The organism is Egicoccus halophilus (genome assembly GCF_004300825.1).
GTDB lineage: Bacteria > Actinomycetota > Nitriliruptoria > Nitriliruptorales > Nitriliruptoraceae > Egicoccus > Egicoccus halophilus.
The window spans coordinates 364429-384375 of sequence record NZ_CP036250.1 but is presented as its reverse complement, the minus strand read 5'-3'; the positions used below and the strand labels follow the sequence as shown (position 1 = coordinate 384375).

The window sequence follows — 19947 nt, the reverse complement described above, 5'->3', positions numbered from 1 at the left end:
ACGCGTCCGGCCGCCCGGAACGATCGATCCCCCCGCGTTCCGCGACGCCGGTCCGGCGCCCGGTGGGCGGGCAGGGGACGGCCGTCCCCGACCGGAGCCCGACCGCAGGCGAAGCGGAGGAAGGACCGATCGCATGGAGACGTGCCGCTGCGAACTGCTCAACGTGCTCAGTGGTCCGATGGCGCAGGACTACGTCCACGGCCATCTGGAACCCACCCACCCCGACGGCCTGGGACGTCGGGTACACCGGTGTCCGACGACGCCGACCGAGTGGGTCGAGGACCGCGATCCCGACGGTTACGGCGACGGGGTGCTCGTGCTGCGCCGCCTGCGGCGTTGACGGCGCCCCCCGACTCCCGGACCTGCCCGTGCACGACGTAGCGATGCCCGAAGGAGCCCGCCGATGGCGTTCCTGGACCCGAAGCAGAAGCAGGACGAGCACGACGACGTGCTGCCCGGCGCGCCCGGCCTGCACCTCGATCTCGATGTGCGGGTCTGTCCGAGGTGTCGTGCCCAGGTACCTCCGTGGCAGCCACGGTGCCGGGACTGTGACGTGGCCACCGTCGCGCCCGAGGACGTGCCGGCCACCTCGTTCGCCCTGCCGGCGTTCGAGGACGACGACGAGGCCGACCGGGGATGATCGCCGACACCGGGCGTCGGGTCGAGGTCACGGTCGTGCCCCGGACCCCGTAGCCTGCGGCCGATGCACTGTCCGCGCTGCCTCGCCGAGTACGAACCCCACACGGTCCGGTGTGCCGACTGTGGGGACGCGCTCGTGCCCGAACCCACCGGTGTGCCCGTCGCGGCGCCCGTCCCGCTCGCGCGGCTGGGGACGTTCCACGTCACCATGGGCGCCGCGGTCGCCGGCCTGCTCGAACAGCGGCGGATCCGGCACGCCACCGAGCCCGTCGACCGGGGCACGCGCGTGCTCGTCGACGCCGGGTGGCGCGACGAGGTCCGTGCGGAGCTGACCCTGGCCTGGGGCGACCTGGTGCGCGCCCTGCCCGAGGACCAGGTCCTCGAGGTGCTGGCCTCCGGCGGCAGTGCCCCCGGCTGGTACGACGCGCCACGCGGTGGCCACGTCGACCGCACGGGTCGCCTGGTCGTGGAGGCCGGCGAGGAGGAGGAGGCCGCGACCGACGCGGCCCGCATCGCCGGTCCGGCGCTGCTGACCGTCGGCGCCATCCTGGCCGTGACCGGCTGGTACGTCTTCGACTCGTCGGCGGTGCTGCTGGCCGGCATCGCCCTGCTGGTGCTCGGGGTGCTCAGCCCGAAGTAGCCGAGTCCGGGTCGCGCGCGAGCAGCAGGAACGACTCGACGAGATGGTGCCAGTGGCAGAGCACGCACACCTCGACCGTGTACACGTCGAGATCGCCGTAGCGTTCCTGCTGGCGGGTCAGGTTCTCGCGCGGGACCGCGCGCCCACCCTGGGACTTGGGCGTCCGCCCGTCGAACACGTAGTGGACGTGACGCAACTCGTCGGCGTCGCACACCGGGCACGACTCCGCGACCGGCGTCCCGATGTGCGTTCCCGCCCGGAGCAGGTCCGGATGGGCATCGCAGACGTCCTCGCGCGAACGACGCCCCGCCGCGACGGCACCGAGCGTCGCGCGACGTTGCATGCGGTAGTCGATCCGGCCCTTGCGCACCGGCGGTTCGCTCCTGACCCGGGCCGCGACCCCGGTGTCGCAGCACGATCGCCGAAGGGTACGGCGCCGGTGCGTCGCCCGCTCGGGACGGGTGGCGGGGCCGACCCTCGGCGCTCGGTAGCGTCCCCCCGGTCGTGCGGCCTTCGCGACCCCGCACCGACGCCGAGGCAGACGTGACCACCACCCCCTCCGCCACTCCCGCCCCACCGGTCACCCGGCGTGACGACCTCGTCGAGGATCTGCACGGTCGGCGGGTCGCCGACCCCTACCGCTGGCTCGAGGGCTCGGGTGCCGACGAGGTGGCGGACTGGGTCCGGGCGCAGAACGCCGTGACCTCGGCCCATCTCGACGCGCTGGCGGCCCGGGCGTCGTTCCGCGCCCGCCTGGCCGAACTGTGGGACCACCCCCGGCGCGGCGTCCCGTGGCGGCGCGGCGCCACCTGGTTCCAGCGCCGGAACGACGGCCTGCAGGACCAGGACGTGCTGTGGTGCGTGTCGGGCGCCGACGTCGAGGAGCCACCGGTCGAGGGGTGGCGCGTGCTGCTCGATCCCAACACCTGGAGCGAGGACGGCACCGCGTCGCTGAGCGCGCTCGCCGCCAGCGACGACGGCGCACTCCTGGCCTTCGCGCGCTCGGACGCCGGCTCGGACTGGCTGACCTGGCGCGTGCTGGACACGGCGGACGGCACCGTCCACGACGACGTGGTGCCGTGGGGCAAGTTCTCCACCGCCGCCTGGCTGCCCGACGGGTCGGGGTTCCTCTACGGCGCCTTCGTCCCCCCCGGGGAGGGAGAGGAGCATGCTGCCGCGAACCGTGACCAGCAGCTGCGCCTCCACCGGTTGGGGACCGACCCGGCCGCGGACGAGATCGTCCACCAGCGTCCCGACCGGCCCGAGTGGATGTTCCACCCGACCGTCACGCACGACGGGCGCTGGCTCGTGCTGACCGTGACCCACGGCACCCGTCCGGAGACGCGCATCCACGTCGCGGCGATCGACGAGGGCCGCGTCGGCCCGGTCCATCCGCTGCTCGACGAGGGTGACGCCGCCTACGAGGTGCTCGGTGTCCTCGACGACGCGCTGCTGCTGACCACCGACCACCAGGCCCCGCTCGGCCGCGTCGTGACGGTGTCGCTGGACGGCCGGCGGGGCGAGGCCACGCCGGCGACCGCACCGCAGGTCACGGAGGTCGTCGCCGAAGCCGCCGAACGGCTCGAGGGCGCAACCCTCGTGGGCGGGGACGCCGCCGCCGACCCGGCGTGGTTGGTGTGCCGCCGGCTGCGACACGCGACCGCGCGTGTGGCCGTCCACGACGCGCGTGACGGCCGCCACCTCGGCGACCTGGCGCTGCCGGGCGCCGGCACGGTCGGGGAACTGGCCGGCGGACGGCGCCGCACCCACGTCGAGTTCACGTTCGAGACCTTCGACGCCCCGGCCCGACTGTTCTCGGCCGACCTGGCGAGCCGCCACCTCACGATGCTGCCCGCGCCGGTCGGCACCGACGTCGGTGCGGCCGCCGACCACGTCGTCACCGAACAGGTGCAGGTCCTGCACGACGGTGTGGCGGTGCCGCTGTTCCTCGTCCACCGCGCGGACGTCACCCCCGCCGGCACCGTGCCGACGATGCTGTGGGGGTACGGCGGGTTCGACATCCCGGTCACGCCCATGCACCGGCCCGGCTGGCGGGCGTGGGTCGAAGCGGGCGGACTGCTCGCCGTGGCGTGCCTGCGTGGCGGTGGCGAGTACGGCCGCAGCTGGCACGACGACGGACGGCTGGGCAACAAGCAGCACGTGTTCGACGACGCACTCGCCTGCGCGGCCTGGTTGACCGGCCGGCGCCGGGCCGAGGTGACGGCGGCGGCGCTGACGGCGGACACCGATCCGAACGCGGTGTGGTCGGCCCCCCACCACCTCGGCATCGAGGGCCGGTCCAACGGCGGGCTGCTCGTCGGGGCCTGCCTCACCCAGGAGCCCGACGCGTTCGGGGCGGCCGTCCCCGAGGTCGGCGTGCTGGACCTGACGCGCTTCCACCGGTTCACGATCGGGTGGGCCTGGATCTCCGACTACGGCGACCCGGACCGGCCCGAGGACCTCGAGGTGCTGCTGCGCTACTCGCCCTACCACCGCGTCGAGGAGGGCCGCGCGTATCCGCCGACGTTGATCACGACCGGCGACACCGACGACCGCGTGGTCCCGCTGCACTCGTACAAGTTCGCTGCGGCGCTGCAGCACGCCCAGGGCGGGGACGCGCCCGTGCTGCTGCGCGTGGACACCTCCGCCGGGCACGGCGCCGGCAAGCCGGTCGGCAAGCTGCTCGACGAACGTGCCGACGTACTCGCCTTCTGCGCCCACCACCTGGGCCTGCGGGTCTGAGAGGTCCTCGACGGCCGGGTTCCGATCGCCGGTCGGAGCGGCCGCGACGCGACGGGACCCCGCGACGTTCGCGGGGTCCCGTCGGCGATGCCGGTCGGCGTCAGCTGGTCATCCAGTCGGGCTTGCCGCCCTTGGTGGCCCAGAAGATCTCGGCGATCTCGTCGATCTTGGCCAGCAGGTCGGCACCGGCCTGCGGGTCCATGGTCTTCTTGGCGTCGCCCGCCGCCTTCGTGGCCTCCCAGAACAGCTGGTGCAGCTGCGGGTACTCCTCGAGGTGGTTGGGCTTGAAGTAGTCGGTCCACAGCACCCACAGGTGGTGCTTGGCCAGGTCGGCGCGCTGCTCCTTGATGAGCACGCAGCGCTGGCGGAACACCTCGTCGTCCGAGTCCTGGTACTTCTTGGCGATCTCGTGGACCGACTCCGCCTCGATGCGGGCCTGGGCGGGGTTGTACACGCCACACATCAGGTCACAGTGGGCGTCCACGGTCTGGACGTCGCGGAAGGGGTTCACCGCATGGAGCAGCTTGGTCAGCATGTGCGTGGGCTCCTTGAATTGGTCGAGCCGGTCGGCGCGAGCGTAGTCCCGTTCGGCGCGCGCAACGGCGACGGACGGACGAGGCGAAACGGCCGGATTCCGCCGCCGGCCGCCGTTCTGCGAGGAATTCGCACCAAGCGCGTGCGGCGCCTCGCGCTGCTCCTGGGGGTGGCGTGGCTGCTCGCGCTGACCGGAAACCGTTCCCTGGTGGTGGTCCGGGGCCCGTCGATGCTGCCGAGGTTGTGGCCGGGTGACCGGCTGCTGACCGTGCCCGCCGTCGGCCCGGTCCGCGCCGGGGCCGTCGTGGTCGTGCGCGACCCGGGCGAGCCCGACCACCTCGTGGTCAAACGGGTCGCCGCCGTGACCGGCGCCGGCATCGACGTCCGCGGCGACAACCCGGCCGCCTCCACCGACAGCCGCACCTGGGGGCCGCTGCCACGCTCGGCCGTCCGACGCCGCGCCCTGCGTCGCTGGCCGGACCTGCGATCGCCGCTCACCTGAGCCTTGTCGCGGCTCGCGACGGCCCGCGCGGACTCCGCGAGCCCGAGACCGGATGCGCGGCCTCAGCGGCGGGCGAGGACCAGCATCTCCGGGTCGTCGAGGGCCACCTCACCGGCGGAGCGGCGTCCGTAGGCGCCGGGTTCGACGCCGCGGACCTGCAGCACCTCCAGTCCGGCGTCGGTGAGCAGTCGGCAGGCCTCGCGGACGGTGTAGCTCGCGGTCCACAGCGAGTAGGTCGCGCGCACGTGGTCGGGACCCCGAACCTCTGCCAGCTGGTGGTGCACGAGGGAGACCGGGTCGAACGCGTCACCAGGAGCGAGGTGCCGGGCGGCGAACAGCGCCGAGAAGAACGTCGCGACCACCAGGCCACCCGGTCGGACCGCCGCGGCCAGCCCCGCGATCACCCGGGGGTCGCTCGCCGGGCTGGTGCCGAGGGCACCATGGCACAGCGACCAGGCCACGTCGTAGGCGCCGAGGTCCGCGCCGAGCACGGTCGCGAGCGAACGGGCGTCGCCGACCCTCCAGTCGAGCCTCGCGATCCTGGCGCTGGTGCGTTCGTCGTGGACGGCGGCGGGCCCGACAGCGGCGGTCGCGGCGGTCGCGGCGGCGATCAACCCGGGCGAGACGTCCACCCCGGTGCCGCCGATCCCACGCGTCGCGAGCGCCCGCAGGTGCCGGCCGTCGCCGCAGCCGACGTCCAGCACCCGGTCGCCGTCGGTGAGGCCCGTCAACCCGACGAGCGCCGCGACCTCCTCCTCGGTCCCGGCGGCGAACGCGTTGCGGCGGTACTCGGCGCCCTGGAAGTCGCCGATCTCCCGGTAGAACGCCGGGGCGTCGGTCGCCGGTACGGGCGGAGCGCTCACCGGCCGGTCGCGGTGGTCCCGCCAACTCGCCGGCGCCCCGGTCACCGTGAGCCGTCCACGGCGGCGGCCCCGTCCGACGTCGACGTCGCGTCGGGATGCTCCGGGTGCTGCGCCCACCAGGTCTCGAGCAACGCGTACGCCGCCGACTCGTCCATCGGGCCCCGTTCGAGACGCTCCTCGAGCAGGAAGCTCCACGCCTCGCCCACCAGCGGGCCCGGGCGCAGCTGCAGGTGCTGCATGATCTGGTTGCCGTCGATCGGCGGGCGCAGCGCGTCGAGCTCCTCCTGCTCACGCAGCTCGACGATGCGCACCTCGAGGTCGTCGACCCGGCGCTGGATGCGGGCCGCCTTCTTCGGGTTACCGGTCGTCACGTCGGCCCGCGTCAGGGCGTTGAGGCGTTCGAGCAGCTCGCCGGCGTCGCGCACGTAGCGACGCACCGCCGCGTCGGTCCACCCCATCTTGTAGGTGTGGAACCGCAGGTGCATGCGCACCAACTCGCTGACCGCCCGCGTGGTGTCCTTGTCGAACCTCAGCTCCCGCATGCGCTGCCGGGTCATGCGCGCGCCCACCACGTCGTGGTGGTGGAAGGTCACGGTGCCGTCGCGGTGGACCTCCTTGGTGTCGGGCTTGCCGATGTCGTGCAGCAGCGCGGCGAAGCGCAGTACGAAGTCGGGCCCGTCGGTCTCGAGCGCCATGGCGTTCTCGACGACCGCCAGCGTGTGGGCGTAGACGTCCTTGTGGCGGTGCATCGGGTCCTGACAGGCCTCGAGCAGCTCCAGTTCCGGCAGGACGTGGCGGGCCAGTCCCGTGCGCACGAGCAGTTCGATCCCCGCGCGGGGCGTCGCACCCGTGATCAGCTTGACCAGCTCCTCGCGCACCCGCTCGGCGGAGATCGTCCGCAACTGCCCGGCCATCGCGCTCGCCGCCTCGACCGCCTCGGGTGCCGCCTGCGCGTCGAGCACGGCCGCGAAGCGGGCCAGCCGCACCATCCGCAGCGGGTCGTCACCGAACGAGGTGGCCGGGTCGATCGGCGTGCGCAACCGCCGCCGCTGGAGGTCACCCAACCCGCCGTACGGGTCGACGAACCGGAAGTCGGGCACGCGCACGGCCATCGCGTTCACGGTGAGGTCCCGGCGCGCCAGGTCGTCCTCGATCCGCGCCCCGAAGCGAACCTCGGGGTGGCGCGAACCCGGCGTGTAGGCGTCGCTGCGGTAGGTGGTGATCTCCACCGTGCGGGTCGGACGGCCGGCCTGTTCGCGTTGGCAGGACACGGTGCCGAACTCCACGCCCGTGAGCCAGACCGCGGTGGCCCAGGGCCGCACGATCCGTTCGGTGTCCTGCGGCGGTGCGCTGGTGGCGAAGTCGAGGTCGACCGTCGCCAGCGCGTCGGCGTCGCCACCGGCCAGCAGGGTGTCGCGGACGGTGCCACCGACCAGGTGCAGCTCGTGGCCGGCGGCGGCGAAACGTTCACCGAGCTCGCGGGCCTCGGGGTACACGTCCACCAGTCGGCCGAGGGAGGCCGCCTGGTCGGGAGTCAGGTCGTCGGGCACGTTGCACCGGCTCGGAGACGGGGGCGGGCGGGCCCGACAGGCTAACGGCCACGCGCCGATGTCCCGACCCGTGCACCGAGACGGACCGTCACGCGGCCCAGGTCCACCACTCACGCGGCCCAGGTCCACCACTCATGCGGCCCAGGTCCACCACTCACGCGGCCCAGGTCCGACGCACCCAGCCGTTGCTGGTCTCCACGGTGGCCGCCTCGCGCTGATCGAGGATGAGGCGCGCAGCGTGGTCCACGGTCGCGTAGTTCCAGATCCAGCTCACCAGCACGCCGAACCGGTTCTTGAAGCCGACCAGCATCAACAGGTGCAGGCCCAACCACGCCACCCAGGCCGCCAGACCCCGCAGGCGCAGCCCTCCCGGCAGCTCCGCGACCGCCGCGGCACGCCCGACCGTCGCCATCGATCCCTTGTCGCGGTAGGCGAACGGCGGCGGCGCCGTCTGTCCGGTCACCTCGGCGACGAGGGTGGCGGCCACGACGCTGCCCTGCTGCATCGCGACCGGGGCGACCTGCGGCAGCAACCCGCCGTCCGCCGCGGGGAACGCCGCCAGGTCACCGATCGCGAAGACGCCCCGCACCCCACGCACACGCAGGTGCTCGTCCACGGGCAGGCGTCGGCCCGCCGCCAGGGGGACGCCCAGCGAGGCCGCCAGCGGCGAGGCCGCGACACCGGCGGCCCACACCAGCGTGCGGGTCGGCACCACTTCGCCGTCGGTGAGCACGACCTCGTCGGCCGCCGCGCGGGCGACCCCGATCCCGAGTCGCACCTCCACGCCCCGGCGCTGCAACTGCTCGAGCGCGTGCGCGGACGAACGCTCCGTGAACGCGCCCAACAGCCGGTCCCGGGGCTCGAGCAGCAGGATCCGCACCCGGGCGAGGTCGAGCTCCGGGTGGTCGCGGCGCACGACGAGGTCGACCAGTTCGGCCAACGCGCCGGCGAGTTCCACCCCCGTCGGTCCGCCCCCGGCGACCACGAACGTCAGCACGCCGTCCTCGGTCCCGCCCGGCGCGGCCGAGGCCGCCTCGAAGCGCGACAGCACCGCGTTGCGCAGCGTGGTGGCGTCGGCCAGCGACTTGAGCCCGTAGGCGTGCGCCGCCACCCCCGGGACCCCGAAGTCCTCGGCGATGGCGCCGGCGGCCAACACCAGGCGGTCGTAGTCGAGCGTGCCGCCGTCGGCGAACCGCAGCCGTCCGACCGCCGCATCGACGGCGACGACCTCGCCGACCCGGACGGCCACCCCACGGCGGCGCAGGGTCGCGCGCAGCGAGATGCCGATGTCCTGCGGCTGCAGGCCCGCCGTCGCCACCTGGTACAGCAGCGGCTGGAAGGTGTGGTGGTTGTGCCGGTCGACCAGGGTCACCCGCAGCCCGGCGCGGCGGGCCCGACGCGTCGACAGGGCCCTGGCCGTCCGCAGTCCGCCGAACCCGCCACCGACCACGACGACGTGCACGCCGCACGCCGGCGTCGTCAGGCGATCGTCCTCGTGCCTCATGACCTTCGCCCCTGCGCGCATCGTCACCCTCGGTGGACACTTCGTGAAACTTTTCACGAACTGTTCGTGAAGAGTTTCACAACCCTGCCCGGATGTCAAGGGGTCCGCTCGGCGCCGGGCCAGTACGGTGCGCTGCGAGGCCACGAACCTCGATCCCTGTCCGGAGCGCCGCGTGACCCGACCCGACGATCCTCCTCCGCCCGTCCCGCCGCCTCCACCACCGCCAGCACCGGGCGGGGCGTCGGCGCCGTCGACCGGTGGGAGTACGCCCGTCGGCCCGGGCCCGTCGACGACGCCCGCCGGTGCGCCGCCCTCGACCGGGACCGCGGACGCGACGCCGCCGCGTCCGTCTTCCGTCCGGGAACCGCTCGACGACCGGGAACGCGGGCTCGACCCGCGCATCGTCCAGGTCTGGCGGGTCGGCAATGCCTTCGGGGCCCTGTTCCCGCTCGGACCGCCCGCCGTGCTCGGACCGCTGCTGCTCGGACGTTGGGGTTGGGCGATCACGGCCGCCGCCGTGGCGCTGTTCGTGGCGTGGGTGGCGTGGTGGCCGCGCGCCCAGTTCCGGCGCTGGCACTGGCGCCTGACCGACCTGGCCATCGAGTTGCGCCACGGGGTGGTCGTGCACCGTCACCAGGCCGTCCCCTATTTCCGCATCCAACAGATCGACGTGGCGCAGGGGCCGCTCGACCGCCTGCTGGGTCTGGCGACCCTGCAGGTGACCACCGCGTCGGCCAGCGGGAGCGCAGCACTGCCCGGGATCCCCGCGGCCGACGCACCCGACGTCCGCATCGACCTGCTCGCCCGCGCGGCCGCGGCCGTCGGCGAGCACGAGGGTGAGTTGCGCGATGCCGTCTGAGCCGCCCCCGGTGCCGCCTCCCGGGGCCGCCGGATCGGGACCCGGCACCGCCCCGACCCCGGGAGCCGGCGGCACCCCGCCGGGCACGGACACCCGCTGGCGGACCCCCCGCCGGCTGCATCCGGCCTCGGTCGTGCTCGGGGTGAACCTGCGCCAGCTCGTGCAGGCGATCGCCTTCCCGGTCGTCGCCTCCTTCGGCGCCGGTGGGCTGTTCACCCTCGGTCTGCTCGCGACGGTCGGCGTGCTCGGGCTGGTCTACCGGTTCCTGGCCTGGCAGCGGTTCACCTTCTCCTTCGACGGTGACGTCCTGCGCGTCGAGGAGGGGGTGCTCAGCCGCAGTGCCCGCTCGCTCGACGTCGCCCGCATCCAGCAGGTGGAGATCGACCGCGGACCGGTGCAGCGGATGTTGGGCCTGGCCGCCCTGCGCGTGGAGACGGCGGGAAGCTCCTCGGAGGTCGAGGTGGATCTGCGGGTGATCGAGGTGGACGAGGCCGTCGCCCTGCGCGACGCGGTCCGGGAGGGAAAGGCCCGTCAGGCCGGTGTGGCGCGTCCCGATGCGGATGACGGCGGGAGCGAGGCGGCGCTCGCCGAGCCGGAGCGGCGCGAGGTGCTCACGGTGCCGCTCGGGCACGTGGTGCTGGCGGCCGTCACCGGGGCGCGGCTGCTGGTCTTCCCCGCGGTGATCGTCGGTGCCCTGCAGTTCGCCGGCGAGCTGGTCGGGCCGATGCTCGACGACGTGCTCGAGGACGTGATCGAGAACGGCCCCGAGGGCATGCCGTGGTGGACCGGGCTGACGCTGCAGGCCGGACTGCTGCTGGGGCTCGGCGTCCTGGTCCTGGCGCTGGGGGCGGCCATCGTCGTGGGGATCCTGCAGGACGCCAACTACCGCGTGAGCCGGGTCGAGGACGACCTGCACGTCAACCGCGGACTGCTGTCGACGCGCGACTCGGTGGTCCCGCTGCGCCGGGTGCAGCTGGTCGAGGTGCAGCGCAACTGGCTGCGCCGGGTGTTCGGGTTCGGCACGGTGCGCATCCACTCGGCCGGCGGCTCGGGCGATGCCGACCGACGGGTGACCGTGCCGCTGCTGGCCGACGACGCCGTGGACGCGTTCCTGCGCGAGGTGCTTCCGGGCGTGCCGGGTGTGCCGCCCCTGGTCGGACATCCCGTGTCGGCACGCCGCCGGGCGGTGTTCCGGTGGGTCCGCCCGCCGTTGGTCCTGCTCGTCCTGGTGGCGGCCTGGCAGGCGGCGCCCTGGGCCCCGTTCGAGCTGCTGGAGTGGATGCCGCTCGCGATGGCCCTGCTCGTCCCCGTGTGCGCCCTGCTCGGTGTCGTCGAGTACCACCATCTCGCCCACGCCCTGACCGAGCGGGTGATGGTGTCCCGTCGCGGGGCCCTGTCGATCACCACCGGCTTGGCGCCCGTGGTGAAGGTCCAGGCCGCGAGCCGCGCGGCCAACTGGTTCCAGCGTCGCCTCGGGTTGACCACGGTGCAGGCCCACGTCGCCGGTCCCGGCGGCGGTCTCGAGGTCCTCGATGCCGGCACCGAGGACGGTGCGGCGCTGCACGCGGCGCTGGTGGTCCACGCCGCGGACCCGGACCCGGTCGGACCCACCGTGGAGCGCGGCGCGTCCTGACCGCGCGCCCCGCGCGTGGCCAGTGGTCGAGTGCCGGCGCCGGCCGGAACCCCGCCCTGGGCGAACGTCCATGGTCGGCGGAGGATCCGGACGGGTCCGGTACGGCAGGAGGGGACGAACATGCGATCGCACGAACGACACCGACGAGGCCAGGGGGCGGCCCGGCGCGCCGGGGTCCTGGCCGCCGGCCTGGCACTGGCGAGCGCGCCGCTCGCGGCCGCCGGGGCACAGCCGATGCCCTTCGACCGGGGCATCGACCGGGCCTGCACCCCGGGTGCGCAGCAGCCGGAACGCTTCGACGACATCGGCCCGGACACGACCCACGGCGGGGCCGTCAACTGCCTCGCCGCCTACAACATCGTCCAGGGGCGCGGCGAACCGGCCGGCGGCTACGACCCCGGTGGCACCGTGAGCCGACAGCAGATGGCGAGCTTCGTCGTCGGCATGCTCAGCCAGCTGCCGGCCGCCACCTATGAACTCCCCGCGCCCACGGCCGGAGAACCGTTCACCGACCACGACCGGATCAGCGAGGTGCACCGTCGCAATGTCAGGACGCTGCACGCCGCCGGCATCGTGGCCGGCTACGACGACGGGACCTTCCGACCCGGAGCACCGGTCACGCGGGCCCAGATGTCGGCACTGCTGACGCGCGCACTGCAGACCGCCACCGGCGAGGTGCTCGCGCGCGCCGACGGGGTCTTCGGCGACGTGCACGGCACCCACCGGCCCGACATCGAGCGGCTCGCCGCCATCGGGGTCGTGCAGGGACGCACCGACGGCAGCTTCGGTCCGGGCGCGACGACCAACCGCGGGCAGATGGCGAGCTTCGTGGCCCGCAGCCTCGACTTCCTCGTGACCGACGGCTGGATGATGCCCATCGCCTACACCCCGGCCGAGGTCAGCCAGGGCACCGTGACGCAGGTCGCGCTGGGGGCCCACGCCACCTACGACCGCGCCGTGTTCACCATCGGTGACGACGACCGTCACGTCGGTTGGTTGGTGCGCTACGTCGACGAAGCCCGGCAGCACGGCAGCGGCAACCTGGTCGAGGTGGCCGGCGACGCGGTGCTCGAGGTGGTCCTGATCGGGGTGCGGTACCCGACCGAGAGCGAACAGGAGCCCTGGGACGGCGAGACCATCGGTCTGACCGGGGACGCGATCATCGAGGTGGTCGACAGCGGCGTCTTCGAGGGGCGCCACCAGATCTTCGTCGGCACGACCGCGACGACACCGTTCACCGTCGATCGCCTCGCCGGTCCCCAGCGGGTGGTCGTCGACGTCGAGCACCCGTGAGTCGTCCGGGCCACCGGTCGGCGCGCAGTCAGGCCGTCGCCAGCCCCGCCCCGCGCAACGCGACGCGGAAGTCGTGCGGGTCGCTGGCGGCGGCCAGCGCGTCGCGCAGGGCGATCTCACCGGAGCGCAGCAGGTGGAGCAGGTGCTGGTCGAAGGTCTGCATGCCGTAGTAGCCGCCCTCCGCGATCGCCTCGGTCAGCCGGGACAGCTGTTCGGGGTCGGTCACGAACTCGAAGATGCGACTGGTCATCACCAGGACCTCGACGACCGCCAGCCGGCCGCCGCCGTTGGCGCGCGGGACCAGCCGTTGCCCGACGATGCCCCGCAGCGAGCTGGCCAGCGACCAGCGGGCCTGGTGCTGCTGCATCGGCGGGAACAGGTCGACCACCCGGTCGATCGTCTCCCGGGCGTCGGTGGTGTGCAGGGTCGAGATCACGAGGTGACCGGTCTCCGCCGCCTGCAGCGCGGCCGTGACGGTCTCGAGGTCGCGCAACTCCCCGATGAAGATGACGTCGGGGTCCTGGCGGGACACCGCCCGCATCCCGCTGGCGAAGTCGGCGGTGTCGACGCCGACCTCGCGTTGGTCGATGATCGCGAGGCGGTCGCGGTGCAGGACCTCGATCGGATCCTCCAGGGTCACCACGTGACAGCGGCGGGTGGCGTTGATGTGGGCGAGCATGGCGGCGGTCGTGGTCGTCTTGCCCGACCCGGTCGGTCCGGTCACGAGCACCAGCCCGCGGCGTTGCTCCGCCAGCGTGCGGACCACCGGGGGCAGGCCGAGTCCCGTGACGTCGGACGCCGCCGGCAGCACCCGCCGGCACACCAGCCCGACCGAGCCGCGCTGGCGGAACGCGTTGAGGCGGAAACGTCCCAGGCCCGCCACCGAGTGGGCGAAGTCGACCTCCCGGGCGGCCTCGAAGACGCCGCGGACACGGGCGTCCATCAGCTCCTGCGCCATCCGCTCGGTGTCCTCGGGCGCCAGGACCGGCAGGTCCGGGAGCGGCTGCAGTTCCCCGTCGACGCGCACGTAGGCCGGACCACCGGCCTTCAGGTGCAGGTCGGACCCGCCGAGCTCGGTGAGTCGGCGCAGGTACACCTCGACGGACGACAACGGCCCGTCCCTTCCTCACGGCGGACGCCGGTGCGAAGCTGCCGGCGGCGTGCCGGCCGGTCGCAGGACCCCGTCGGCCGCGCTCCCGCCGGATCGAGCACACGTGCGGCACCCGTGCGCCGCGCTGCGGCGCGTCGTGTGGACGCCGCGCCGCAGCGGCGGCAGGTTCCCGGGGTCGGATGTCGCCCGTGCGTGTCGCTCAGGTGTCGAGCTCGACCAGCAGGGTCACGGGCCCGTCGTTGACCAGGCCGACCTGCATGTGCGTACGGAACCGGCCGCTCGCCACCGTCGCCCCCGCCTCGCGCAGACGGTCCGCCACCGCCTCGACGAGCGGCTCGGCGTGCTCCGGCCGAGCGGCCGCCACGAAGGACGGTCGACGGCCCTTGCGCGCGTCGCCGTAGAGGGTGAACTGGCTCACCACGAGCAGTGCGCCCCCGACATCGGCCGCGCTGCGGTTCATCGCCCCCGCGTCGTCCTCGAACACGCGCAGGTGCCACAGCTTGTCCGCCATCCGTCGCGCGACGGCGGGGTCGTCGGCGTCGGTGACGCCGAGCAGCACGAGCAGTCCCCGGCCGATGCGACCGACCTCCTCGTGCGTCTCCCCGCGCGTCGGCGCGGAGGTGACCCATGCCTCGGTGACCCGCTGGACCAGTGCACGCATCGTCGGGCCCGTCCTGTCTGGTCGTGGTGACCGGTCGTCGTCCGCCCCCGGTCCGGGTGACGCCCGGCTCGCTACCCTCGGTCCATGCCCAGGTATCCCACGCGCCGCGCCACCTCGGCGGGTGGCGTGGTGTGCGACGACCGGCCCGACGGCCGGCGTTGGGTCCTGCTCATCGCCCGGCGCAACGCGGCCGGCAAGCCGCAGTGGACCCTACCCAAGGGCGGCATCGAGGCGGGCGAGACCGACGAGGAGGCCGCCCTGCGCGAAGTGCGTGAGGAGACCGGCCACGGGGCCATCCTCGGGCCGCTGCTCGGGACGATCGACTACTGGTTCGTGTGGCGTCCCGACCAGATCCGTTACCACAAGTTCGTGCACTACTTCTTCATGTGGTGGGACGGCCTCGCCGCCGGTGCCCGCGACGACGAGGCCGAGCACGTCGAGTGGGTGCCGGTCGACGTCGCGCTGGTCCGACTCGCCCACCGCAACGAGCGCAAGCTCGTCGAGGCCGCCGCGGCGACCCGACCGGCGCTGGTCCAACCGGTGCGTACCGTCGACCTGGGAGCCGACCGGTGACCCAACGCGGACGCCGCGGACCGGCCGCGGCCCCGCGCCGCCACGGCCGGCGGGCCTGGCTGGCCACGTTCGGGCTGCTCGCCGCGCTCGCGTTGCCGGCGCCAGCGCCGGCGACCGCACAGTCGGCGACCGAGCCGGTGAGCGACCTGCAGGTGACCGTGTCGGAGCTGACCGGTGTGCTCGGTCCGGGCACGGCCGTGGTTGACACGTCCCGACTCGACCCGCGCACGCACGCACCCGGGACCGAGGACGAGTTGCTGCTGCGGGTCCTGGTCGAGAACACCGGAGACCAACCCCTCGACCAACTCCGCCTGATCGTCGAACTGCACGCCCCGGTCCGCTCGCGTGGCCAACTGCACGACGCGCTGGGCGACGGCCCGGACACCGAGCCGCAGCAGGTCCTGCACGACGAGCCGATCCGGTCCGGTGACGCGATCGCACCGGACGCGATCGCCGGGGTCCAGGTGGCCGTGGAGGTCGACGACGTCGACTGGGACGGCGGCGGCGTCTACCCGCTCGGGATCGCCGTGGCACGCGGCACGGACGTGCTCGCCGAGGTCCACACCGCCGTCGTGTGGCTCCCGCAGCCGGTGACCGACCCCCTGCTGACGAGCCTGGTGTGGCCGGTGGGCGACCGCCCCTGGCAGGGCGCCAACGGCACCTACGAGGAGGGCGTCGACCGGGCCATCGAACCCGGTGAGCGCCTCGACGTCCTGCTCGCCACGCTCGAGCGGCGCACCGACCCACCGGTGGTGCTCGCCCCGTCGGTCGCGCTGGCCGAGGACCTGCGCGATCGCGCCGACGGCTTCACGGCGGTCACGCGGCGGCCCGACGGGTCCAGCGAGACCCGGCTGGTCGACCCGGAGGACCCGCCGGCGCAGCTCGCGCGGGAGACCCTGCACCGGCTGCGGGACGTGTCCCGCGGGCTGCCGTTCGCGCCGGTCGCCGGTGCCTACGCCGACGCCGACGTCACCGCGCTGTCCCGACACGGCACCGAGCTCACCGCACTGGGTGCCGAGGCCGCCGTCGAGGGCCGCCGTCGGCTCGCCCTGCAGCTCGACCGTGCCTCCGACGCCGCGACCTACCTGGCCGACGAGCGTCTCACCCCGGAGGTGCTCGACCTCGTGCCTGGTGACCAGGTGCTGGTGCCGACCTCGGCGGTGGCGGACCGCACCGGCGAGGAGGTGACCGCCCTCGCGCCGCTGCGGTCGAACTCGGGGCGCCTGTTCACGGCCATCGTGGCCGACCGTCAGATCGGCGCCTGGCTCGCGTCGCCACCCTCGGGGGCGGGACCGGTCGTCGACGCGCAGCGCATCCTCGCCGAGACGGCCCAGGCCTGGTTCCAGGCACCCGGCGCCACCGGGCGCAGCCTGCTGCTGCTCCCGCCCGACGACTGGGCACCGAGCGCGGAGACCGCCGAGCGCCTGCTCGACGCGCTCGAGACCGCGCCGTGGGCGCAGCTGACGAGCCCCGGGCACCAGGCCGCGCTGGGCCGTCAGGCCGCCACCCCGGTCCGACTGCACGGCACGACCGCGGTGTCGCTGGATCCCGCGCTGGCGGCCTCGCTTTCCGAGACAGTCGCCGAACTCTCGGCCCTGGAGACGGCCCTGCCCGACGACGCCGACACCGCGGACGGTCGGACGCCGTCCGAACTGCACGACGTGCTGTTGCGTTCCACGTCGGCCACCAACCTCGACAACGGGGGCACCGCCGGTGAAGCGCTGGTCCGCGACGTCCGACGCACGATCGAGGAGACCTTCGGCGACGTGGTCGTGGCCAGCGGCTCGCGCGTGACGCTGACCTCCGACACGGGGCAGATCCCGGTGACCCTGCAGCGCACGCGGGGGGGTCCGATCGCCGTCCGGGTCGAGGTGGCTTCGCAGGGGCGACTGGTGTGGCCCGACGGGCAACGCTCGGAGGTCATCGAACTGACCGAGGGCGCCGCGCAGACGGTGTCGTTCGCCACCCGGGCGCTGTCGACCGGCACGTTCAGCGTGGCCGTGCGGGTCACCGACCCGACCGGGACCCACACGCTGGAGCGCACCACCCTCTCGGTGCGTTCCGCCGCCATCTCGGGTCCTGCCCTGGCGGCGACGGGTGGGGCCGTCCTGCTGCTGCTCCTGGCCGGGGCGCTCCGGCGACGCCGCCCGCGACCGCCACGTCTGGCGGTGGTCGAGCCTCCTCCGGATCCCGTGAAGCACGGCGAGCGCACATGACGGGCGATGAGCGCACACGGGGGGACAGATCGGTCGGAGGTCCGCGTCGGCGGGGATACTTCGTGCGCGGTCGGAACCGGCGGTCGGCACCTGACGCCACAGCCCTGGCCGCACACCGCTCGACGCCGCCGCGGGGCGGACGCGTACAGTTGACCGCCCACCAGGCGATTCTGGTGGGAACCTGAAGATCCGCACCGGTGGTCAGCCACCGGTGGAACCAGCACGGTGTGGATCCGTGCATCCGCAGACCGTGAACTGCCAGACCTGGGGCCGCACCGCCACAACGAGGGGTACGTGGTTCAGCAGCAACGACCGGAGCGCGCCGACCCGGCGACGCACGAGGACGGCGACGCGCCCACGGTGACGGGCGCGGCGTCGTTCGACGACGTCCGGGCGGTGGCCACCAACGGTGGGGGTGTCGTCGCACCGGGCGAGCACCGGCCGTGGCCGGACCGGTCCCACGTGGGTGGCCGCTACCACCTCGAGGAGCCCATCGCCTCCGGCGGGGCCGCCATCGTCTGGCGCGCCTTCGACGAGAACCTGTCCCGTTCGGTGGCCATCAAGCTCCTGCATCCCCACCACGCGACCGACCCCACCGTCGTCGAGCGCTTCGAACGCGAGTCCCGCGCCGCGGCGCAGCTCAACCACCCCAACGCCGTGCGGATCTACGACACCGGCCGCGACGACGAGCTCGTCTATCTCGTGATGGAGCACGTCGACGGACCGAGTCTGCGCGACGTGCTCCGCGACCACGGCCGGCTCGACCCGCTCGTGGTGGCCGCCATCGGTGAACAGGTCGCGGCCGCACTCGGGGAGGCCCACGCGCACGGCCTCGTGCACCGCGACGTCAAGCCGGCCAACATCCTGCTGGCCTCCGACGGCACCGTGAAGGTGACCGACTTCGGCATCGCCAAGGCGCTCTCGGGCGCGGACGCCACGCTGACGAGCCCCGGGACCGTGGTCGGCACGGCCGCCTACGTCGCGCCCGAGCAACTCGAGGACGCCAACGTCGACGCCCGCGCGGACATCTACGCGCTCGGCGTCGTCCTCTACGAGTGCCTGACCGGGCGCCCCGCCTTCAGCGGTGACACCCCGACGGCGACCGCCGCCATGCGCCTGAGCTACGAGCTGATGCCACCCCGGCAGCTGGTGGCCGACGTACCCCGCGGCCTCGACGACGTCGTCGTGCGCGCCACCCGCCGCGACCGCGTCGAGCGCTACGACGACGGGGCCACGATGGCGGCGGCGCTCGGCGAGCTCGTCCCGGTCAAGCCCAGCGAGGTGACCGCCGGCCTGCTCGCCGACGCGCAGGGCCGCGAACCCAGCGATCCGCTCCCCGACGACCACCGGTTCTCCGGGCCGATCCCGGGAACCCGCCGCGAGTACGCCACCCGGCTGGCGACCGCCGTCACCACGAGCGTCGTGCTGACCCTGGTGGCCGTGTTCGTGGCGCTCTCCCTGCGCGGCGGCGAGCGCCCGGAGACGGCCGCCGCGGTCGAGTGGCGTCCGACGTCCGCGGTCGTGCTCGACCCGTCCTCGCCCGGTGCCGGCGACAACGCCGGTGAGGCGTCGCGCGCGATCGACGGGGACCTGCAGACGGCCTGGAGCACGTCCACCTACGCCGACGAGGGCTTCGAAGGGCTCAAGGAGGGCGTCGGGCTCGTCATCGACCTCGGCGAGCCGGTGGAGGTCCGCAACGTCGTGGTGCAACTGGTACGTGGCGGTGTGGACGTGGAGCTGTACGCCGCCGCCGAGCTGCCGCCCCTCGAGCAGGGGCCGACCGCCTGGGGGAACTACCGCGCGGCGCAGGCGGACATCCGCGCCTCCCAGCCCTTCCAGCTCTCGCCCACCAACGAGCGGTACTGGCTGCTGTGGATCACGGGACTGTCACCGAACGCCAGTGGCCAGTTCACCGCCGAGATCTCCGAGGTCCAGTTCCTCGGCCCGTCGTGACCCGGCCATGAACGGACCGTTGGCGGAGCACAGCGACGAGGCCGTGCTCGCCCGCTTCAACGACGCGGCGCTGCCCGCGGGCCCGCGCGAGGCCGCGTTCACCGAACTGGTCCACCGCTACCAGCGGCGCGTGTTCGCGGTGTGCCTGCAGGTGCTCGGTGCTCCCTCGGACGCCGAGGACGCCGCCCAGGAGACCTTCGTGCGGCTCGCCCGGGGAGCGGCCGGTTTCCGCGGCGACGCGAAGCTGTCGACCTGGCTCTACCGTGTGGCCCGCAACGTGTGCACCGACCACGTGCGCTACGACGCCCGGCGCCCCTCGACCCCGGTCGACGACGTCGCGGCCGTCGGCGGCGACCGGGCGGCCGAGGACGTGCTCACGGCCCGCGAGACCGCCTCGACCCTGCAGACCGCGCTGGCCGAGCTCGACGCGACCTCGCGCCGGTTGCTGCTGCTGGTCGCCGTGGAGGGCCTGACCTACGCCGAGGCGGCCGCGGCCGCGGACCTGCCCGTGGGCACGGTCAAGAGCCGGGTCTCGCGCGCCCGGGTCCGTCTCGGCGAACTGTTGCGCGAGGAGCCCGACCCGCGCTCACCCGCCGCCCGCGCTGCGGACGACGCACCCGCCGACCGACGTCCCCCCGCGTCGGACCTGCAGACGCGCGGCCCTCCGGCCTGAC

19 protein-coding genes are annotated in these 19947 nt (G+C 74.0%); 12 read left to right on the top strand and 7 right to left on the bottom strand.

The features are described 5' to 3' along the window. The first annotated feature begins 133 nt into the window (after window positions 1-133). The 3 genes from ELR47_RS01805 (at window position 134) to ELR47_RS01795 (ending at window position 1279) form a co-directional block, all read left to right on the top strand. On the top strand, window positions 134-340 hold the full coding sequence (locus tag ELR47_RS01805) for a hypothetical protein (protein WP_130648335.1): 207 nt from the start codon (window positions 134-136) through the stop codon (window positions 338-340). A gap of 63 nt (window positions 341-403) precedes the next feature. Further along, a complete protein-coding gene (locus ELR47_RS01800; protein ID WP_130648334.1) occupies window positions 404-640 on the top strand; it encodes a hypothetical protein in 237 nt (78 codons plus the stop codon). Window positions 641-775: 135 nt separating this feature from the next. Beyond that, window positions 776-1279, top strand: coding sequence for a hypothetical protein (locus ELR47_RS01795; protein WP_130648333.1), 504 nt, complete (start codon window positions 776-778; stop codon window positions 1277-1279). Here the strand turns inward: ELR47_RS01795 and ELR47_RS01790 are convergent. Further along, window positions 1266-1649 carry a DUF5318 family protein gene (locus ELR47_RS01790; protein WP_130648332.1) on the bottom strand — a complete coding sequence of 128 codons (384 nt, stop codon included), beginning with the start codon at window positions 1647-1649 and terminating at the stop codon, window positions 1266-1268. The genes ELR47_RS01795 and ELR47_RS01790 overlap by 14 nt on opposite strands. A 173-nt stretch (window positions 1650-1822) precedes the next feature. Between ELR47_RS01790 and ELR47_RS01785 the strand changes: the two genes are divergently transcribed. Next, a complete protein-coding gene (locus ELR47_RS01785) occupies window positions 1823-4021 on the top strand; it encodes a prolyl oligopeptidase family serine peptidase (RefSeq protein WP_130648331.1) in 2199 nt (732 codons plus the stop codon). A gap of 100 nt (window positions 4022-4121) precedes the next feature. On the opposite strand, the gene sodN is transcribed toward ELR47_RS01785, so the two are convergent. Further along, window positions 4122-4556 (bottom strand): superoxide dismutase, Ni, encoded by a 435-nt coding sequence (sodN, locus tag ELR47_RS01780; protein WP_130648330.1) that lies wholly within the window; start codon window positions 4554-4556, stop codon window positions 4122-4124. Window positions 4557-4697: 141 nt separating this feature from the next. On the opposite strand from sodN, the gene sodX reads away from it, so the two are divergent. Then, entirely contained in the window at window positions 4698-5057 is a 360-nt protein-coding gene (gene sodX, locus ELR47_RS01775) for a nickel-type superoxide dismutase maturation protease (protein WP_165403788.1), read from the top strand. Between the two features lie 62 nt (window positions 5058-5119). On the opposite strand, the gene ELR47_RS01770 is transcribed toward sodX, so the two are convergent. The 3 genes from ELR47_RS01770 to ELR47_RS01760 form a co-directional block, all read right to left on the bottom strand. Further along, the gene (locus tag ELR47_RS01770; protein WP_165403787.1) at window positions 5120-5920 is read right to left on the bottom strand and encodes a class I SAM-dependent methyltransferase; all 801 of its coding nucleotides are present in this window, start codon (window positions 5918-5920) and stop codon (window positions 5120-5122) included. A 41-nt stretch (window positions 5921-5961) separates the two neighbouring features. Then, on the bottom strand, window positions 5962-7470 hold the full coding sequence (locus tag ELR47_RS01765) for a CCA tRNA nucleotidyltransferase (RefSeq protein WP_165403786.1): 1509 nt from the start codon (window positions 7468-7470) through the stop codon (window positions 5962-5964). A 154-nt stretch (window positions 7471-7624) separates the two neighbouring features. After that, a complete protein-coding gene (locus ELR47_RS01760; protein WP_165403785.1) occupies window positions 7625-8974 on the bottom strand; it encodes an NAD(P)/FAD-dependent oxidoreductase in 1350 nt (449 codons plus the stop codon). Between the two features lie 463 nt (window positions 8975-9437). Here ELR47_RS01760 and ELR47_RS18100 point away from each other — a divergent pair, with 463 nt between their 5' ends. From ELR47_RS18100 to ELR47_RS01745, 3 genes are all read left to right on the top strand, one after another. Next, a complete protein-coding gene (locus ELR47_RS18100) occupies window positions 9438-9833 on the top strand; it encodes a PH domain-containing protein (protein WP_165403784.1) in 396 nt (131 codons plus the stop codon). Then, window positions 9823-11466, top strand: coding sequence for a PH domain-containing protein (locus tag ELR47_RS01750; RefSeq protein WP_130648325.1), 1644 nt, complete (start codon window positions 9823-9825; stop codon window positions 11464-11466). Before ELR47_RS18100 ends, ELR47_RS01750 begins: the two co-directional genes overlap by 11 nt. Window positions 11467-11586: 120 nt before the next feature. Continuing rightward, window positions 11587-12759 carry an S-layer homology domain-containing protein gene (locus tag ELR47_RS01745; protein WP_130648324.1) on the top strand — a complete coding sequence of 391 codons (1173 nt, stop codon included), beginning with the start codon at window positions 11587-11589 and terminating at the stop codon, window positions 12757-12759. 28 nt (window positions 12760-12787) lie between these two features. On the opposite strand, the gene ELR47_RS01740 is transcribed toward ELR47_RS01745, so the two are convergent. Together ELR47_RS01740 and dtd are read right to left on the bottom strand one after the other, a co-directional pair. After that, window positions 12788-13870, bottom strand: a complete 1083-nt coding sequence (locus ELR47_RS01740; protein ID WP_130648323.1) for a type IV pilus twitching motility protein PilT — start codon at window positions 13868-13870, stop codon at window positions 12788-12790. Window positions 13871-14069: 199 nt separating this feature from the next. Continuing rightward, on the bottom strand, window positions 14070-14531 hold the full coding sequence (dtd, locus tag ELR47_RS01735) for a D-aminoacyl-tRNA deacylase (RefSeq protein WP_130648322.1): 462 nt from the start codon (window positions 14529-14531) through the stop codon (window positions 14070-14072). 84 nt (window positions 14532-14615) lie between these two features. Between dtd and ELR47_RS01730 the strand changes: the two genes are divergently transcribed. From ELR47_RS01730 to ELR47_RS01715, 4 genes are all read left to right on the top strand, one after another. After that, complete coding sequence (locus ELR47_RS01730) at window positions 14616-15104, top strand: NUDIX hydrolase (protein ID WP_130648321.1); 489 nt, start codon at window positions 14616-14618, stop codon at window positions 15102-15104. Next, window positions 15101-17320: a DUF6049 family protein gene (locus ELR47_RS01725; RefSeq protein WP_130648320.1), complete on the top strand. Its 2220-nt coding sequence runs from the start codon at window positions 15101-15103 to the stop codon at window positions 17318-17320. Before ELR47_RS01730 ends, ELR47_RS01725 begins: the two co-directional genes overlap by 4 nt. Window positions 17321-17614: 294 nt before the next feature. Next, window positions 17615-19273 carry a protein kinase domain-containing protein gene (locus tag ELR47_RS01720; protein WP_165403783.1) on the top strand — a complete coding sequence of 553 codons (1659 nt, stop codon included), beginning with the start codon at window positions 17615-17617 and terminating at the stop codon, window positions 19271-19273. Window positions 19274-19280: 7 nt separating this feature from the next. Then, window positions 19281-19946, top strand: coding sequence for an RNA polymerase sigma factor (locus ELR47_RS01715; protein ID WP_130648318.1), 666 nt, complete (start codon window positions 19281-19283; stop codon window positions 19944-19946). Window position 19947 lies beyond the last annotated feature (1 nt).